The organism is Thermosporothrix hazakensis, assembly GCF_003253565.1.
Classification (GTDB): domain Bacteria; phylum Chloroflexota; class Ktedonobacteria; order Ktedonobacterales; family Ktedonobacteraceae; genus Thermosporothrix; species Thermosporothrix hazakensis.
This window is the reverse complement of the sequence record NZ_QKUF01000001.1, coordinates 172,336-186,917: the sequence shown is the minus strand read 5'-3', so window position 1 is coordinate 186,917 and position 14,582 is coordinate 172,336. Positions and strand designations below refer to the sequence as shown.

The following is a 14,582-nucleotide window of genomic DNA, read 5'->3' as shown; positions in this document are numbered from 1 at the left end:
GGCAACATGAGAGCTGCCCGCGCCCTTTTTCAGGGCAGGAGCTTGAGCAGCTCACTTACCGTTTTTTGCCAGGCATCAGAGCGAGTGTCGATCAGCGCGAGATGCTCAACGCCGGGAAGCTCGATCAGGAGCGCATTATCCCCTGCGATTCGGGCTTTCTCATAGTACCTCCGGCTGATCTCGGGAGGCACATCAATATCTTCGAGCCCATGAAGCAGGACGGTCGGGACGCCAAGCGGCAACAGGTTGGCGGGAGAAGCAAACGCATAGCGCTCAGGGACCTCTTCGGGACTGCCTCCAAGCAAGCTGACGACTGCATCATTGCTGAGGTGCAACCGCCAAACCTCTTCCAGATCGGCGGCTCCGGCCTGACTGACAACTCCTTTCAGGCGAAGCGTTTGTTCCCGGTTAAGCTTGGGCCGGGCGGCCAGCCAGAGCGCCAGATGGCCGCCCGCCGAATGCCCGATTGCGTAGATACGTTGCGTGTCAAGGGCATATTCGAGCGCGATGTGTTGTAAGAAATCGGTGGCCCGCGCGATGTCTTCAAAGGTGCCCGGCCAGCCGCCTCCCGGATCACCAACACGGCGGTATTCAATATTCCAGCTTGCGAAGCCGTGTCGCGTCAGGTCATTTGCCAGTTCTCGCATCAGATCGAGGCCGTAGGTGTTGCGCCAGAAGCCACCATGAAGCAGGATCGCGACCGGATAAGGTCCGGGCGTTGCTGGCAGCGCGAGTTCTCCGAATTGTTGTGGCTCTGTTCCGTAGGCTATTGTTCTCATTGTACTCCTCTTTGTGCTAGAGCAGTGCTATCAACCGGGGAAGCACTGTTCCTGCTTTCTCATGAAGCGTAACATCTGCCTGCTGATCCAGACGAGTGGGTTCTACATTGATAATAATTAAGGGGATATGCGCCTGAAGGGCAAGGCGTGGCAGGTGTGAGGCTGGTGTTACCTTCAGCGAGGAGCCAACGACCAGAAAGAGATCACAACGGATTGAGAGCTCTTTTGCCCGTGTCAGCACGTCATCCGGGATACGTTGCCCGAAGAGGATGGTTGCGGCCTTGAGATAGCCCCCGCACAATGAGCAGCGCGGCTCTGCTTCTCCAGCGTCGACGCGGCGCTGTACATCCTCAATCGAGGTGCGCGTATCGCAGATGATGCAGGTGGCCTCGCGGGAGGTTCCGTGCAGCTCCACGATGCGCTCAGGTGAATTGCCTGCGTCCTGATGTAGCCCGTCAAAATTCTGGGTAATCAATCCCAGAAGTCGTCCCTGTCGTTCCAGTTCTGCCAGCGCTCGATGTGCCGCGTTCGGACGAGCCTGTTTTACGGCAGGCAGCAAAGTGCGTCGGGTCTCCCAATAGCGGCGGCGAGCTTCTGCCTGATTGAGAAACGCGTGAAAGGTGACGGGTGGTTGTTTTTGCCAGGGAGAGCCGGGGCTGCGGAAATCGGGGATCCCCGACTCGGTGCTGATCCCGGCTCCGGTGAGCACGGTTATCTTCTGCGATGCCTGAAGCAACTCAACGGCGTCCGCAAGTTGTTCCTCATAGGTTGAGGCGGTTGTGATGATGTGCTCCATTCCTTCTGTTTCCTGTCGTCTGAGGGGTTCTAGCTCGGGTCTGAGCTGATTGATTCGCTTCTCATACGATAACGGATATCATAGTTGCGCAGGAAGGTCAATTCCTCATCATTGAAGCCGTAGTGCCGCGCCAGCACGGCATCAATCCGGTCAATGATTGCTTTGGCCTTGCGTGCATAGATTGTATAGCTGCCAGTTGTGCCGCGCCTGAGATGGCGTGCATGGTCCTGGTAGTTCTCCATCAGTTCGGCACAGAGCTGGCGCAGCTCTTGAAGCATCCCCTCATTATCCGGGTAGGTAAAACGAAAGCCAAAAAGCATATAGTCTTTGAGGTTAAACGTATCGAATGTCACAGTATAGTACCACCAGAAAAGCGAGCTGTTGAACAGCGCGACAAAGATATTACGGTCATACTCTGGAAGAAAGTCACACTGTTTATTGGAGGTGGTATGATATGGCCAGGGAAAATTCACAAAAACCTTCCAGTACAGTCCTCCTGCTGAACGGTAGTACATACTATTCTCTCTCGTTTGCCTTGATCGTCTCTTGATATAGTGCTCTATTTTCCGCTGTTGCAAGATTTTTTCCATGATGGTATTTTCGCATGCATGGCCGAATTTTGGATAGTAGTGGCGGTTCTCGGGATCTTCGCTGGCGGTAATGCGGCAATAGTGAAGCAGGGTGAAGAGATAGGGGCGCTGTTCGGTGGTCCACTTCATCAGCCGGGTGCTGTAGCGGGTCTCGGTACCTCTGACGCGGGCCAGATAGATCGCGGTGGGAATACTGGCGATTTTGCCGCCCGAAAAGAGCATCGAGGGGCGGAAATGGTAGAACGAGAGCCAGCTTACGGGGAACCAGCGCTTGAAGCCCTCAAGGAAAGGGGTCATGTTGCGGGTCGCGAAGGCTGCCAGAGGCAAAATCATGCCGCACCGTCCATAGGGCGCCAGGAGCTGGGCGCTCCGCTCGCTGATACAGGGATATAAATTGGCACAGGTGAGCGTCTGATAGCCTCGAAGCTGATAGGGAAACTTCTTCTGCTCATATTCGACATAGGGCGGATTCCCGATGATCGCGGTGAAGCCTCCTTGCGCGGCCACTTCGGGGAAGACGTGGGCCCAATGAAACGGCTGATGGCTTGCTTTCCAGGCAACAAAGCGCGGCCAATCATGCGGGTCGATACCATATTCTCGGGCCAGTTGCAGATCGGGGCTGGCTGTGTCGTCGAGTGCATCATTCCAGGTATAGCCGACAAGTGCATTGCCAACATGCACATGCTGCGCAATCTCTGGCAGGGGTTCGATGTCTTCGACGCGCCTGACATGGGCCAGGAGCTTGAGATAGAGATGCAGCCGACAAATCTCGATGGCTTCGGGCATCATATCGACGCCGTAGAGGTTACGGGTGATGATCTCTTTGAGTATGTTATATTCGTCAGGCTTTTGCCCCTGAAGCCGGTACAAGCAGGCGCGATAGAGCGGGGCAAGCACGCGCAGTGCAGCCAGCAGAAAAGCCCCGGATCCACAGGTAGGATCAAGGACCGTCATCGAGCACAGCTCTTGATAGATGCCCTCTATCAGAGGGCGCGGTGCTTCTATGATAACATCCCGGGCGAAGCGCTCAATATCCAGATTGCAGGTGACAAAGTCATCAATAGTGTTGACCAGCCCGTCACGGAGCGCGTTGAGTAGATCTGTGGCACGCCGTTGCCGCTCTCGTTGCTCGGCCTCGGTTTCGCCCGGAAGCCGCTCTGCACGTAGCAGCGTGGCATAGATATAGCGGTGAGGAAAGCGCTGGGTCAGTTGCCAGAATGGGTCACATGCTGTAGGAAGGGCGCTGGTAAGGCGCTCAAACAGGGCCGGGATGAGGGTATACCTGGCGATATAGTCGGTAACATCGGCGCGGGTGTAGTAGGCTCCCATCTGCTGCTGATTGATCTGCTGTTCAAAAATATAGCCGAGTACTGTGGGGCTGAGTTCCTGTTCGCTGGCGGGTGGCGCCTCATCGAGCCGCCAGTGATAGGTATCGAAGAAGGTGAACAGAGCCGAGAAGCTATCGTCCGCAATATGCACGCCCGGGCGTAGCTCTTCAGGATGTGGTGCGAAGAGCGTCGCGCCCAGGTAGGGGATTGTACCGAGAGGGGTTGCTCTTTGGTGGGCGGGTGTACCAAAGCCCATATGAAAAAGGGGCAACAAAAAAAGCCGGTAAAAGCGGTCTTCTCCGAGTGTACGGGCCTGCTGAAGCTGATGCGTGAGATAGTATGGATCGCCATCGAGAAAGCCCTTCTGTTGCAGAAAATAGGTAAAGAGCAGGCGATTGAGCATCAGCACGCCATAGCGCTCACGCTCCTGGGCGTCATCAATGCCCTGAATGCTGGAAATAAACTTTTCTCGTTCTTTCCGAAAGCGCCGATAAAACTGGCCGGTAATGCGCTCGGGTGTTACGGATTCCCCCACGCTCTTTTCTGCCTCCATGTATCCTGGTTGATTGCTGCTCTTATGGCAGTATGTAGCGGTATTGCACGTGTTCATCATAAGCGTTCAGGGGGGCTTTTGTAAAGATGTGTTTACCCGCGGCCCATTCGATATTTCTGGTCATAGCCGAGGACAAAAGCCAGCTCTTCGCTGTCGAGCTGGTAGGTCTCGGCCAGAACGTTATCTATGCGCTCGAGGAGCGGCCTGCAACAGGCGGGGCGATACTCGGCCAGCTCGATTGAGAGTCCTTTGTTTGTATGCTGAGCGTTCTCATGGGTGTTGCGTGTGCTGATCCGGGCGTGCTGCATCAGCTCCTGTTCAAGCTGTTGTGCCAGCCGTAGAAGCTCGGGCTGCTGAAGCAGGGAGCGATGGAGTGGAAAGCGCTGTACCAGATAGTGGGAGAGGTGAAAGCCATCCGAGAAGGTGGCGAACCAGAGATAGAAGAGTGCGCTGTTCAGCAGGGCCATGATTGCCCATGCGCTTGCTTCCTCAGCAAAATAGAGAAAGCGCCCATGTGGTGGCTCCATCAGGGCACCATTTTTCTTATAGTATGGAATATGCCGGACGGCTTTTGTCCAGTAGTTGGTAGCTTCCTGGTAGTAGATGAAGTGTGATGTTGGCCCGGGCACGAGAGAGAGATCAAGCGGTTGTGTCTCTGTCTCTTGCAACAGCTTTTGCAGGATACGCTGATGCTGTGGCGCGGCCAGTTTGGGTACGCTGTCGTTGAGCAAGGGGATGCTGACCGCTGTATAGTGCAGGAGATCCAGCAGGTGGGGCCTTTCGGCGGCATACCAGCGGAGGATCTTGGTCACATAGGTCTGGGGGCTAGCCGCACTGCCGTGTTGTGCCAGAAAGAACGAGAGCCGCTGATAGGCTTCCTGAAAGAGGCGACAGGGAAAGATTTCAAAGTTGGCAAACCAGTGACGGGCGGTCTGCTGTCGAAGCAGGGTGCGCAGGCGTTGGAAGCGCTGGCTTCCACAGATGCTCAATGGGACGAGGAAGCCAAGATAACTGACCTGTTGACGGCTGAGCTGAAGCGCCCGCTCAAGGACGGCGGCATAGAGGTTGCCACATTGTTCGCCCGCGCCTTCAAGCAGGCTATAGCGCTCACGAATCTGGCTATACTCAACGTAGGGCGGGTTACCGATCAACACATCAAAGCCGCCGCGCTGCATAACCGTGGGGAATTCAGCGGCCCAGTGGAACGGGCTATGTGTCTCTTTCCAGTGTTCAAAGTCCTGCGGGTTGTCGGTGGCAAGCCCATATGCCCTGGCGAGAGCATGGTCAAGCACCGCTGTATCGGTCTGGCTGGCGTGCAAGTAGCCAACCAGAGCATTTCCGGTACGAATATGCCACTGAAGCGGGCCCGGCTCGCTCGGATGCGGATAGGCGGCAAGCAGGCAAAGAAAGAGCCGCTGCTTGCAGATCTCGACTGCCTCGGGCATCAGATCGACGCCATACAGGTTGTTTTGCAGGATCTCCTTGAGGATAAAGACCTCAATGGTGTCCGATTCAGGGAGCGAGATGTCTTCGGGCTGCTCCATCAACCGATGCAGGCAACAGCGATAGAGCGGTTGAAGGATATGCAGCGCCGCGAGCAGAAACGCGCCCGAGCCACAGGTGGGATCAAGAATCGTCATGCTGCGCAGGATCGCGTAGCATATATGGACGCATGTGATATCATGTGTGGTTGCGATGACATCCTGTGCCAGGCGCTGAAGATTGAGCCGGTGTGTAATGCCCTGGTGGATCTCGGTAATGGCCTCTGTTTCCAGCATGTGCAACAGCGCCTGATAGCGACTCCGGCGGCGCTCGAACTCATCTGGGGTTTCAGTGGGCAACAGGTCTTCATACTGTACGGCCGGTTGAATATACCGATTGGGCTGGCAGCGAAGCAGTCGCCGTATTTCGTGTAGCGTCGCCGGATACTGGCGCTGAAGCTGTTCCAGCAGATAGGGCACGATGGTATTGCTGCTGATATAGTGTGTGATGTCCGCACCCGTATAGTAGGTCCCGGTGTGTTTCTGCCGGCTGGTTTTCTCAAAGATGTAGCCGATGATCTCGGGCGTCAGGACCTGCTCGCTTCCTTGAACCTGCTCATAAAGCTTCCATTGATAGCAACTGAGAAAGGCAAACAGGCGCTCAATTGCGACATCCGGAACGTGCGGATGCCGGCGGAGAGACTGCGGTTCGAGGAGTCCCGGCGAGAGGCGAGCAAGCAGACATTCGACATGAGCGGGTGTGTGACCGGCGGTCAAATCTGGCTGGAGCCAGCCGTTGTGTTGCAAGAAAGCAAGGAAGAGCAGGCGCAGCGTGAGGCGTATCGTGAAGCGCTCCTCTTCTTCAGGGGAGGCTCCCCCTGTGACCTGTGAACGCAAGGCTCGATATTCGTGTTGAAAGAGGGCATAGAAACGGCGAGCAACCTTTTCTTTCTGCTTTTCGTTATATTGTGTATCGTGCTCGCTCGGAAGCTGATGCGCCACCTGTATCACTGTTCGTTTGTGCTGCATGCAATTTCACGCCTGCTCTCGGGAGCGTCGAATGCGTCCCTGTTCTTTCTGGTATCTCTTCATAGTATACATGATGCAGCGATTGAATACGAAAGAGAGGCCACAGAAGCGCTCTGTGACCTCCTTGTTGTCCTTAGCTCTTTACCTCAACCTTCTCTTCCTCATGCTTATCTTGCTGTTTCTGCTGCAAGCGTTTGTCGCGAATCAGTGAGGCCACGATTGCGCCACAGAGAATCAACGCGATGACGCCGAGCGAAAGGAGCGTTGGTATGTGGAATATATCGATCAACACCATCTTCAGTCCAACGTACACCAGAATGACCGAGAGGCCGAGTTTAAGGTAATGGAACTTATCGACCACGCCAGCCAGGACAAAGTACAGGGAACGCAGACCAAGAATGGCGAAGATGTTCGAGGTGTAGACGATAAAGGGGTCTAAGGTGACGGCAAAGATCGCCGGAATCGAGTCAACGGCAAAGATCAGATCCGTTGTCTCGACGAAGACCAGTACCAGGAGCAGCGGTGTAATCAGCCATTTCCCGCTTTGCTTGACAATGAACTTCCCTTCTACGTAGTTTTCGGTGACAGGGAAGATCTTGCGTACCAGTTTTAGAATCGGGTTTTTCTCCGGGTGAACGTTGTCTTCCTCCCGTTGGAGCGCCATTCTGATCCCGGTAAAGATCAGGAACGCACCAAAGATGTAGATGATCCAGTGGAACTGGTGCAAGAGCGCTGTTCCGACGCCGATCAGGATGCCGCGCATGACAAGCGCACCCAGAACGCCCCAGAAAAGCACTTTATGCTGATACCTGGCTGGAACCTGAAATGCGCTAAAGATGAGCACAAAGACAAAGATATTGTCCACGCTCAGTGATTTTTCGATCAGGTAGCCAGTAAAGAACTGGATGGCTGCTTCGCTCCCGCGCCAGAAGTACAGGCCCAGGTTAAACAGGAGTGCAAGCGCTATCCATACGCCACTCCAGATAAGGCCCTCTTTGACCGAGACAGCGTGCGACTTCCGCTGAAAGACTCCCAGGTCAAGGGCAAGCATAATCAGTACAAAGATGTGGAATCCAATCCAGATCCAGGTCATTTGCGAGAACACGCAAACTCCTTTCCATTCCATCCCCACCGTGAGGCCCTTCATTGAGCAAAAACCATCACGGCATGGAGGTATCCAGTGTCGTGGTGGTCTTGCTGCTAATGCACGGTTCTCGCATCAGTGAATGGCCGAGAGAAACGCTTCTCTGTCCTGACGACCAGTTCACCCCTTTGCGGCAAAGGGTCAGCTACTCCCCACCCGGTAGTGGTACGAGTGAGCTTTTTCATACACTCGCTGGACCATCAAAGAATGGCCCTTTACGGTATAAACGGAGAAATCTCTTCCGGATCAAATGGACCCTTTCTGTGTCACGAATTTGCTTCTTTTCGCGATGAGATATGTTATAATCACCCGAACAAGAGAAATACCCGACTGCAAGAATGAGGAATAGAGAGAGAATGACGCAGAATCGACCTGAAGCGCATGTGATCAAGTTGGGTGGCTCATTGATCGTCCCTGATGGCGGCATCAATGTTCCATTCCTGAAAGAGTTCAACGCCTTCATTCGTCGGCAGGTGACCGAGCGAGGAAGGCGTTTCTTTTTGTTTGTAGGTGGCGGTCGGCTGGCACGCCATTATCGCGATGCCGGGGCGGAGATTACCGGGCATGAACTGGCCTCTGATGACCTCGACTGGCTCGGGGTCCATGCGACGCGCCTGAACGCGCACCTTTTTCGCACTATTTTTCGTGATATCGCACATCCGGCGATCATCAAAGATTATAGCTATATCCACAAGCCAGAGAAGCCGGTGGTGATCGCGGCAGGCTGGCGGCCCGGCTGGTCAACTGATTATGTGGCGGCTGTGCTCGCGCAGGACTATCATATCAAGACGATCGTCAAGATGAGCAATACGGACTTTATTTATGATAAAGATCCTCGTACAGAGTCAGATGCAAAGCCAATTGAGCGCATTTCCTGGGCTGATTATCGAGCGATTGTCGGTGATACCTGGGAACCAGGCGCGAATGCTCCCTTCGATCCCATTGCTTCAAAGTTAGCCTCTGAACTCTCCCTTAGAGTGATTTACCTCAATGGACTCCAGCTTGCCAATGTTGAGAAGGCGCTGGATAACGAGCCCTTTACTGGCACCGTTATTTCCTGAAAAACAGTACTCGCCGGTGATTTTTATTCTGCCGGGAAGAAGCTTTCAATGTAGCTGAGATGCTCTTTTTCGTGTTTGGCCATATGCTCGATCAGCCAGATAATCGTATGTTGCGCGCTGGCATTCCAGGGCATACCGAGCTGTTGCTGAAGTGCTTCCTCATCATGCTCTGTGAGCACGCGCTGATAGGTGTCGAAGGTGCCACCAAGCCAGGCGTGAACTGTATCCAGTGGTTTTGAGCTATCTTCGATACGCCAGCGCTCGTTTTGCTCATCGGAGGCGATAAAGGGAAACACCGGAGCGGGCGCTTCTGCCAGTCGGGCGTGAATGCACTGAAGCGCGAGGCCGTCCCAATGGGCAATGTGGGCCAGGTAATCTTTTCCCGACCAGCCTTCAGGGGAGATTGGCTTTTGCCAGTCCGCAGGGGTGAGATGTGCTTTCATCGCCTGATGTTGTTGCCTGTTTGCTTTCAGGATAGCGAGCGTTTCGGAAAGCGTATTCAATGGAAGTGACTCCTGTTCTATGGGAGAATGAAGCGCTTTAGAGTACTGATATGGTACAGATGTTCAAGCCAAAAGTCAAGCCGTTGATGTGTCGCTTTTTGTGGCCGTGTATCGTGCCTTAGTAGAGAGGTTGCCTGAGAGCAGCGTTTTTGCATGGTGAAAAATTGTGTTTTGACCTATACTGAAGAGAGATGCCTGTTTTTCTCTGTTTGAATAAGCTCTCAGGCGGGCGAAACGGCACGGGTCTATTTTCACCTGATGTATGGTTGTGGCGGCTGAAAAAGTCACCATTGAGAATCAAAAAGATGAGGAGTAAGTATGACAACGGCTCAAACATCTGAGAAAGTTCAGCAATGGACGAATCTTGCACAACAGTTGCGGATTGATAGCATTCGCTGCACGACCGCGGCGGGATCCGGACATCCCACGTCTTCGATGTCCGCGGCGGATTTGATGGCAGTGCTGATGACGGATTACCTGCATTATGATTTCGACAATCCGAAGCACCCGAACAATGACCACCTCATCTTTTCTAAGGGGCATGCTTCGCCGCTGCTGTACTCGATGTATAAGGCGGCTGGGGCGATTACCGACGACGAACTGATGACGTTGCGTAAGTTCGGGAGTCGCCTTGAAGGTCACCCGACTCCTGTTCTGCCCTGGGTTGATGTTGCGACAGGCTCGCTTGGTCAGGGGCTGCCGATCGGGGTTGGTATCGCGCTGGCGGGCAAATATCTCGATAAACTGCCCTATAAGGTCTGGGTGTTGCTCGGCGACAGTGAAACGGCTGAGGGCTCGATCTGGGAGGCTTTTGAGCACGCGTCCTTCTACAAACTCGATAACATGATCGCGATTCTTGACTGTAACCGTCTGGGTCAACGTGGCCCGACTATGTTGCAGTGGGATACAAGTGCCTATGAAGCCCGTGCGAAGGCCTTCGGCTGGCATACCATTGTGATTGATGGGCATAACTACGAGGAAATTAACCGTGCGTATGCCGAAGCGGTGCAGGTGACGAATGTCCCGACCTTGATCATTGCGCGTACGGTCAAGGGGAAAGGTGTCTCCTTCCTTGAGGATGTTGGCGGCTGGCACGGAAAGGCGTTGAGCAGCGACAAGGAAGAGAAGGCGCTGGAAGAACTGGCAACTTCGTCACGCAGCAAGGTGTATACGGTGCAGAAGCCGGAAGACAAGCAGCCGGTCAGACTCCCGGAGGGCCAACCGATTGAGCTGCCTACCTATGAGGTGAACAAGGATAAGGTTGCGACCCGTAAGGCGTATGGCGATGCCTTGAAGGCGCTTGGAGAGGCTGTACCGCAGCTTGTGGCCCTTGATGGTGAAGTCAGCAATTCAACCTATGCCGAGGAGTTCGCGAAGGCCTTCCCGAACCGCTACTTTGAGCAGTACATTGCTGAGCAGCAGATGATCGCGGCGGCGGTTGGCCTGAGTGTGCGCGGCTATATCCCCTTTGCTTCGACCTTCGCGGCCTTCCTCACGCGGGCCTATGACTTCATCCGTATGGCGGCGATCTCCCGGGCGAATATCCGCCTGTGTGGCTCGCATGCCGGTGTCTCGATCGGTGAAGATGGCCCATCTCAGATGGCACTGGAAGATCTGGCAATGATGCGCGCCGTCTTCGGCAGCACGGTGCTGTATCCCTGTGACCCGAATCAGACGGCACAACTGGCCGCGGAAATGACAAAGCATGACGGCGTCGTCTATATGCGCACGACCCGGGCTGCGCTCCCGACGATCTATGCACCCGATGAGACCTTCAGCGTTGGTGGCAGTAAGGTGTTACGTGAGTCGGATGCCGATCAGGTCGCGGTGATTGCAGCCGGCATTACGGTGCATGAGGCGCTTCAGGCGTATGATCAGCTACGTAGTGAGGGCATCACCATTCGTGTCATCGATGCCTACTCGGTTAAGCCGATTGATAACGAAACCGTTCTGGCGGCCTCACAGGCGGTCGGCAAGATTATCACGGTTGAGGATCACTGGCCTGAGGGTGGTCTTGGTGACGCGGTGACCGAGGTTTTTACCCAGAGCGTGGGGCAGTTCCCACAGATTGCCAAGCTGGCTGTACATTCAATGCCCGGTTCCGGTACACCGGCTGAACTGATCGAAGATGCCGGTATCAGTGCGCATCATATCGTGCTGGCGGTCAAAGCAATGCTCAACCGGCTCTAATCGTTCCGGATATCGTGTGCCTGTTCTTTTCTTCCCACTGTGGCGCGGACTGTTGTTCCGTGCCACAGTTTTTTTATTAGTGATCAGAAAGTAGGAGTTCAGGGAACCAGTTGGCTGGCTTTTCCGCTTTTTCTGCTCCAGAAAGTATTACAATAGAGAGGTTTGCTGAAAATCTGGCGGAAAGGTTGGAATTGTTTTTGTGAGCACCGATGTCGAGGAGAGCCTTGAATGGGACTCTGTTAAGCAGGAAACGGTTCATGTCGATCTACGTGCTGCATTGCCTGCTCTGGGAAAAGATGGGGTTGTGGCCTTTACCGATGGCGCCTGTATCAAGAATCCCGGGGGCCCGGCTGGCTGGGCGGCGCTGCTCTGGGCCAGGCATGATATGACCTCTGAGGGCGTTCTCAGACCGAACGCGTCCTGTCTGGAATGTTACGGGCACGTGCCGTGCTCCCGGACGACGACCAATAATCGTGCGGAAATTGCCGCCGTGCTGGCTGTGCTGGCACTGGCTCCGCCACAACTCCCCTTAACAATCTATAGCGATAGCGAGTACACTATTAAGGTGGCGAGTGGCATCTATCAAATGAAGGCAAATCCCGATCTCTGGGCCATCTATCGCAAGCTGGCCTCCTATCGGCAAAAGCCGCCCGTGTTTGTCTGGGTGCGCGGCCATATCGGACAGAAACAGAACGAACGCGCCGACGAACTGGCGGGACTGGGGGCTTTTCAAGGCAACCGTGCGGCATTTGAACGCTGGCGGACCTCCCAGACCCCGGAGGCGCGAAATGGACTTTCAACGACTGAACTGGCCACATTACGCAAACAGGTACAGCGCTTGCATGCCTATTTTGAGGCGCAAGATCCGACACGTATTTCCGCGCGGGAACGTCAATTTATCGCGGATATGGCAAAACGGATGCGGAAGGACCGCTTTGTGCTTTCCGAGAAGCAGAAAAATTGGCTGTACGTTCTCCTGAAGAAGTACTGGGCCAGTATTCAATAACAATCGAGCAGCAGATATCGGATAGAAAAAAGGAGTTTGCATCGTGGATAAGCAGCTTGCACAACAGTTTGTAGACGCTCTTCATGCTCGACATGTGCCGGTTGGTCTGGCATTTGTTGAGGAGGTTCCGGCCTCCGTGGGGCATATAGATCGCAAGGTCCCCTCTGCCTGTACTTTCTGGGTGCTGGCCGAAAAGGGTGTGTTCTTCGCCTCGGCAGAGGATCATCAGGAATGCCCCATCGGTATGATGACAATGGGCTTTACGATGCCGCAGGAGGCGCAGGAGCGGGCGCAATCTCTGGTGCAGACAATGGCGAGCGTTCAGTATTTCTCTCCTGATGAGGTCAGCGCCCTGCCCACCGTGAAGAAGCCTCACAACAGCATCGTGTATGGTCGTCTTGATCGCTTTCCCGATGAAGTCGATCCGGATGTGGTCCTCTGCATTCTGGACACACAGCAGGCGATGCTGATTGCCGAGGCGCTTGGTCAGGTAAACTGGTTGCAGGGGGGACAGGTTGCTTTTGGACGTCCGACCTGTGGTGTCATCCCGCGTACGATTCAGACAGGAGAGCCCTCGATGAGCTTTGGCTGTGTGGGTGCTCGCACTTATATCGAACTGACACCCGGTGAGGTTGTGATGACGCTTCCCGCCACACGCTTTCCCGAACTGGTTGAGCGCCTGACAACTATTGTTCAGGCTAATGAAGCGCTTGCGCCGTTCCATCAGGGCCAGAAGGCGAAGTTTGCGTCTATCTAACATCTAAAACGGGGTGGTGGTGAGATGAGCTTCGTCTGTCAGACAGCGCGAAGCCCGTCTCACCCTGGAGATAGGGGGCTGGTGTTGGTTTACATGCTGCTCGTTTGTTCGTAAAGGGCGACCCCGCTGTTTGAGGCGGGTGGACTGAAGAGCAGCGTCTTCACTACGGCTGATTGCCAGAGAATATGGACCAGAGCCTGCACGAACTCGGTCTGATTATCCCAGTAGTTGTGGGGTTGCAGGCCGCGTCCGTAGCTGTTTCGGATGTTATCGACCTCCTTATCTATCACTGCGACCTCCGTTGTACTCCCTTTGATCGGGTTGATGCGCTGAAAGAGCGACTCGCTGGTGCGGATTGGGCGACCTCGTTTCCAGTTCAGCGGTGCGGAAAGGGGGTCTGCCATCGGGTCGCGTTTATCCCAGAAGTTGTACCACGGGGGAAGCGCGATCTCGCTTTCGATCTTGCGTCCCCACCCGAAGAGCGTGACATATTTTCTCAGCGGGCTCCCGGCTGTAATGATCGCTTTGATCTTGCGGCGTGCGGGTGTTGGAAGCTGTCGGAAGACATCATAGGCGATCAGCGTGCCGGTGCTGTGCGCGTTCAGAATAATCCCCTCGACATCGTCACGCGCTGCCAGCCGAAGCAGGGCATCCATCACGAAATTGCGCAGTTGTTCGCGCTGCTCGTTATGCAGCAGGTAGCCTGCCATATCGCTGAGGAGCTGCATCGCGATGGCAAAAGTGCCGCGGCGCCGGTAGAGATGTCCGGGAAGCCACTGCCACCACTCCTGAATTCTGGCACTATCTTTGCGCACGGAAAGGCTTGCGGCGGGGTGCCGAACCTCGCCAATGGGCTGGTCGAGTACCCCACCGATAAACTGGCGGAGCAACCCGAAGAGGCCGAAAATAGAGCTATACCGGTGCACCCTGCACTGCGAGAGCAGCATCATCAGGAACATCATGCTCAGCGTCGTTTTCTGCTCTTCCTGGTCGGCATAGATCAGAGCAACATGCGAGATTCGTTCTCGTCCCTGAGTGAGGGGCGCGCCTGAAATATCGATCTTGCGTCGTCCATCGATGTCGCGCCAGCTTCCAAGTCGCGCCAGGCCTAATTCGCGCTGCTTGCTATAGGCGGGCCAGCAACTATGAACATAGATGGGGCCATTTTCGCCATGTTCGCTACGTAGCCGAAATGGATCATTACTCAAAACGGAGGAGTCGAGAAATTTACTGAGATGTCGATGCAGGTAATCCGCATAGCCGGGAATTTGTTCACCGGGTGTCTGCTCAAAACCGACTCCATGCAACGACACGAGACATAAAAGTGAGGAATCCGCCACAACCACAACCTCCACATCCAATAAG

11 protein-coding genes are annotated in these 14,582 nt (G+C 54.7%); 4 read left to right on the top strand and 7 right to left on the bottom strand.

The genetic code is table 11. From position 1 onward, the window contains the following. Window positions 1-29 precede the first annotated feature (29 nt). The 5 genes from EI42_RS00740 to EI42_RS00720 form a co-directional block, all read right to left on the bottom strand. Window positions 30-779: an alpha/beta hydrolase family protein gene (locus EI42_RS00740; protein ID WP_111317697.1), complete on the bottom strand. Its 750-nt coding sequence runs from the start codon at window positions 777-779 to the stop codon at window positions 30-32. 16 nt (window positions 780-795) lie between these two features. Further along, window positions 796-1,575, bottom strand: a complete 780-nt coding sequence (locus EI42_RS00735) for an SIR2 family NAD-dependent protein deacylase (RefSeq protein WP_111317695.1) — start codon at window positions 1,573-1,575, stop codon at window positions 796-798. A 29-nt stretch (window positions 1,576-1,604) separates the two neighbouring features. Continuing rightward, window positions 1,605-4,028 (bottom strand): Eco57I restriction-modification methylase domain-containing protein, encoded by a 2,424-nt coding sequence (locus tag EI42_RS00730; RefSeq protein ID WP_137686084.1) that lies wholly within the window; start codon window positions 4,026-4,028, stop codon window positions 1,605-1,607. A 110-nt stretch (window positions 4,029-4,138) separates the two neighbouring features. Further along, complete coding sequence (locus tag EI42_RS00725) at window positions 4,139-6,556, bottom strand: Eco57I restriction-modification methylase domain-containing protein (RefSeq protein ID WP_111317689.1); 2,418 nt, start codon at window positions 6,554-6,556, stop codon at window positions 4,139-4,141. 133 nt (window positions 6,557-6,689) lie between these two features. Continuing rightward, window positions 6,690-7,649: a TerC/Alx family metal homeostasis membrane protein gene (locus EI42_RS00720; RefSeq protein WP_111317686.1), complete on the bottom strand. Its 960-nt coding sequence runs from the start codon at window positions 7,647-7,649 to the stop codon at window positions 6,690-6,692. Window positions 7,650-8,056: 407 nt separating this feature from the next. Here EI42_RS00720 and pyrH point away from each other — a divergent pair, with 407 nt between their 5' ends. Further along, the gene (gene pyrH, locus EI42_RS00715) at window positions 8,057-8,761 is read left to right on the top strand and encodes a UMP kinase (RefSeq protein ID WP_111317683.1); all 705 of its coding nucleotides are present in this window, start codon (window positions 8,057-8,059) and stop codon (window positions 8,759-8,761) included. 23 nt (window positions 8,762-8,784) lie between these two features. Here the strand turns inward: pyrH and EI42_RS00710 are convergent, their stop codons facing one another. After that, window positions 8,785-9,264 carry a DinB family protein gene (locus EI42_RS00710; protein ID WP_170142258.1) on the bottom strand — a complete coding sequence of 160 codons (480 nt, stop codon included), beginning with the start codon at window positions 9,262-9,264 and terminating at the stop codon, window positions 8,785-8,787. 318 nt (window positions 9,265-9,582) lie between these two features. Here EI42_RS00710 and EI42_RS00705 point away from each other — a divergent pair, with 318 nt between their 5' ends. The 3 genes from EI42_RS00705 (at window position 9,583) to EI42_RS00695 (ending at window position 13,217) form a co-directional block, all read left to right on the top strand. Continuing rightward, a complete protein-coding gene (locus EI42_RS00705; RefSeq protein WP_111317678.1) occupies window positions 9,583-11,454 on the top strand; it encodes a transketolase in 1,872 nt (623 codons plus the stop codon). 199 nt (window positions 11,455-11,653) lie between these two features. Continuing rightward, window positions 11,654-12,460 carry a ribonuclease HI gene (locus tag EI42_RS00700; RefSeq protein ID WP_211325980.1) on the top strand — a complete coding sequence of 269 codons (807 nt, stop codon included), beginning with the start codon at window positions 11,654-11,656 and terminating at the stop codon, window positions 12,458-12,460. Between the two features lie 43 nt (window positions 12,461-12,503). Beyond that, the gene (locus EI42_RS00695) at window positions 12,504-13,217 is read left to right on the top strand and encodes a DUF169 domain-containing protein (protein WP_170142257.1); all 714 of its coding nucleotides are present in this window, start codon (window positions 12,504-12,506) and stop codon (window positions 13,215-13,217) included. An 89-nt stretch (window positions 13,218-13,306) separates the two neighbouring features. Here the strand turns inward: EI42_RS00695 and EI42_RS00690 are convergent, their stop codons facing one another. Next, entirely contained in the window at window positions 13,307-14,572 is a 1,266-nt protein-coding gene (locus tag EI42_RS00690) for a hypothetical protein (protein ID WP_111317672.1), read from the bottom strand. Window positions 14,573-14,582: the final 10 nt, after the last annotated feature.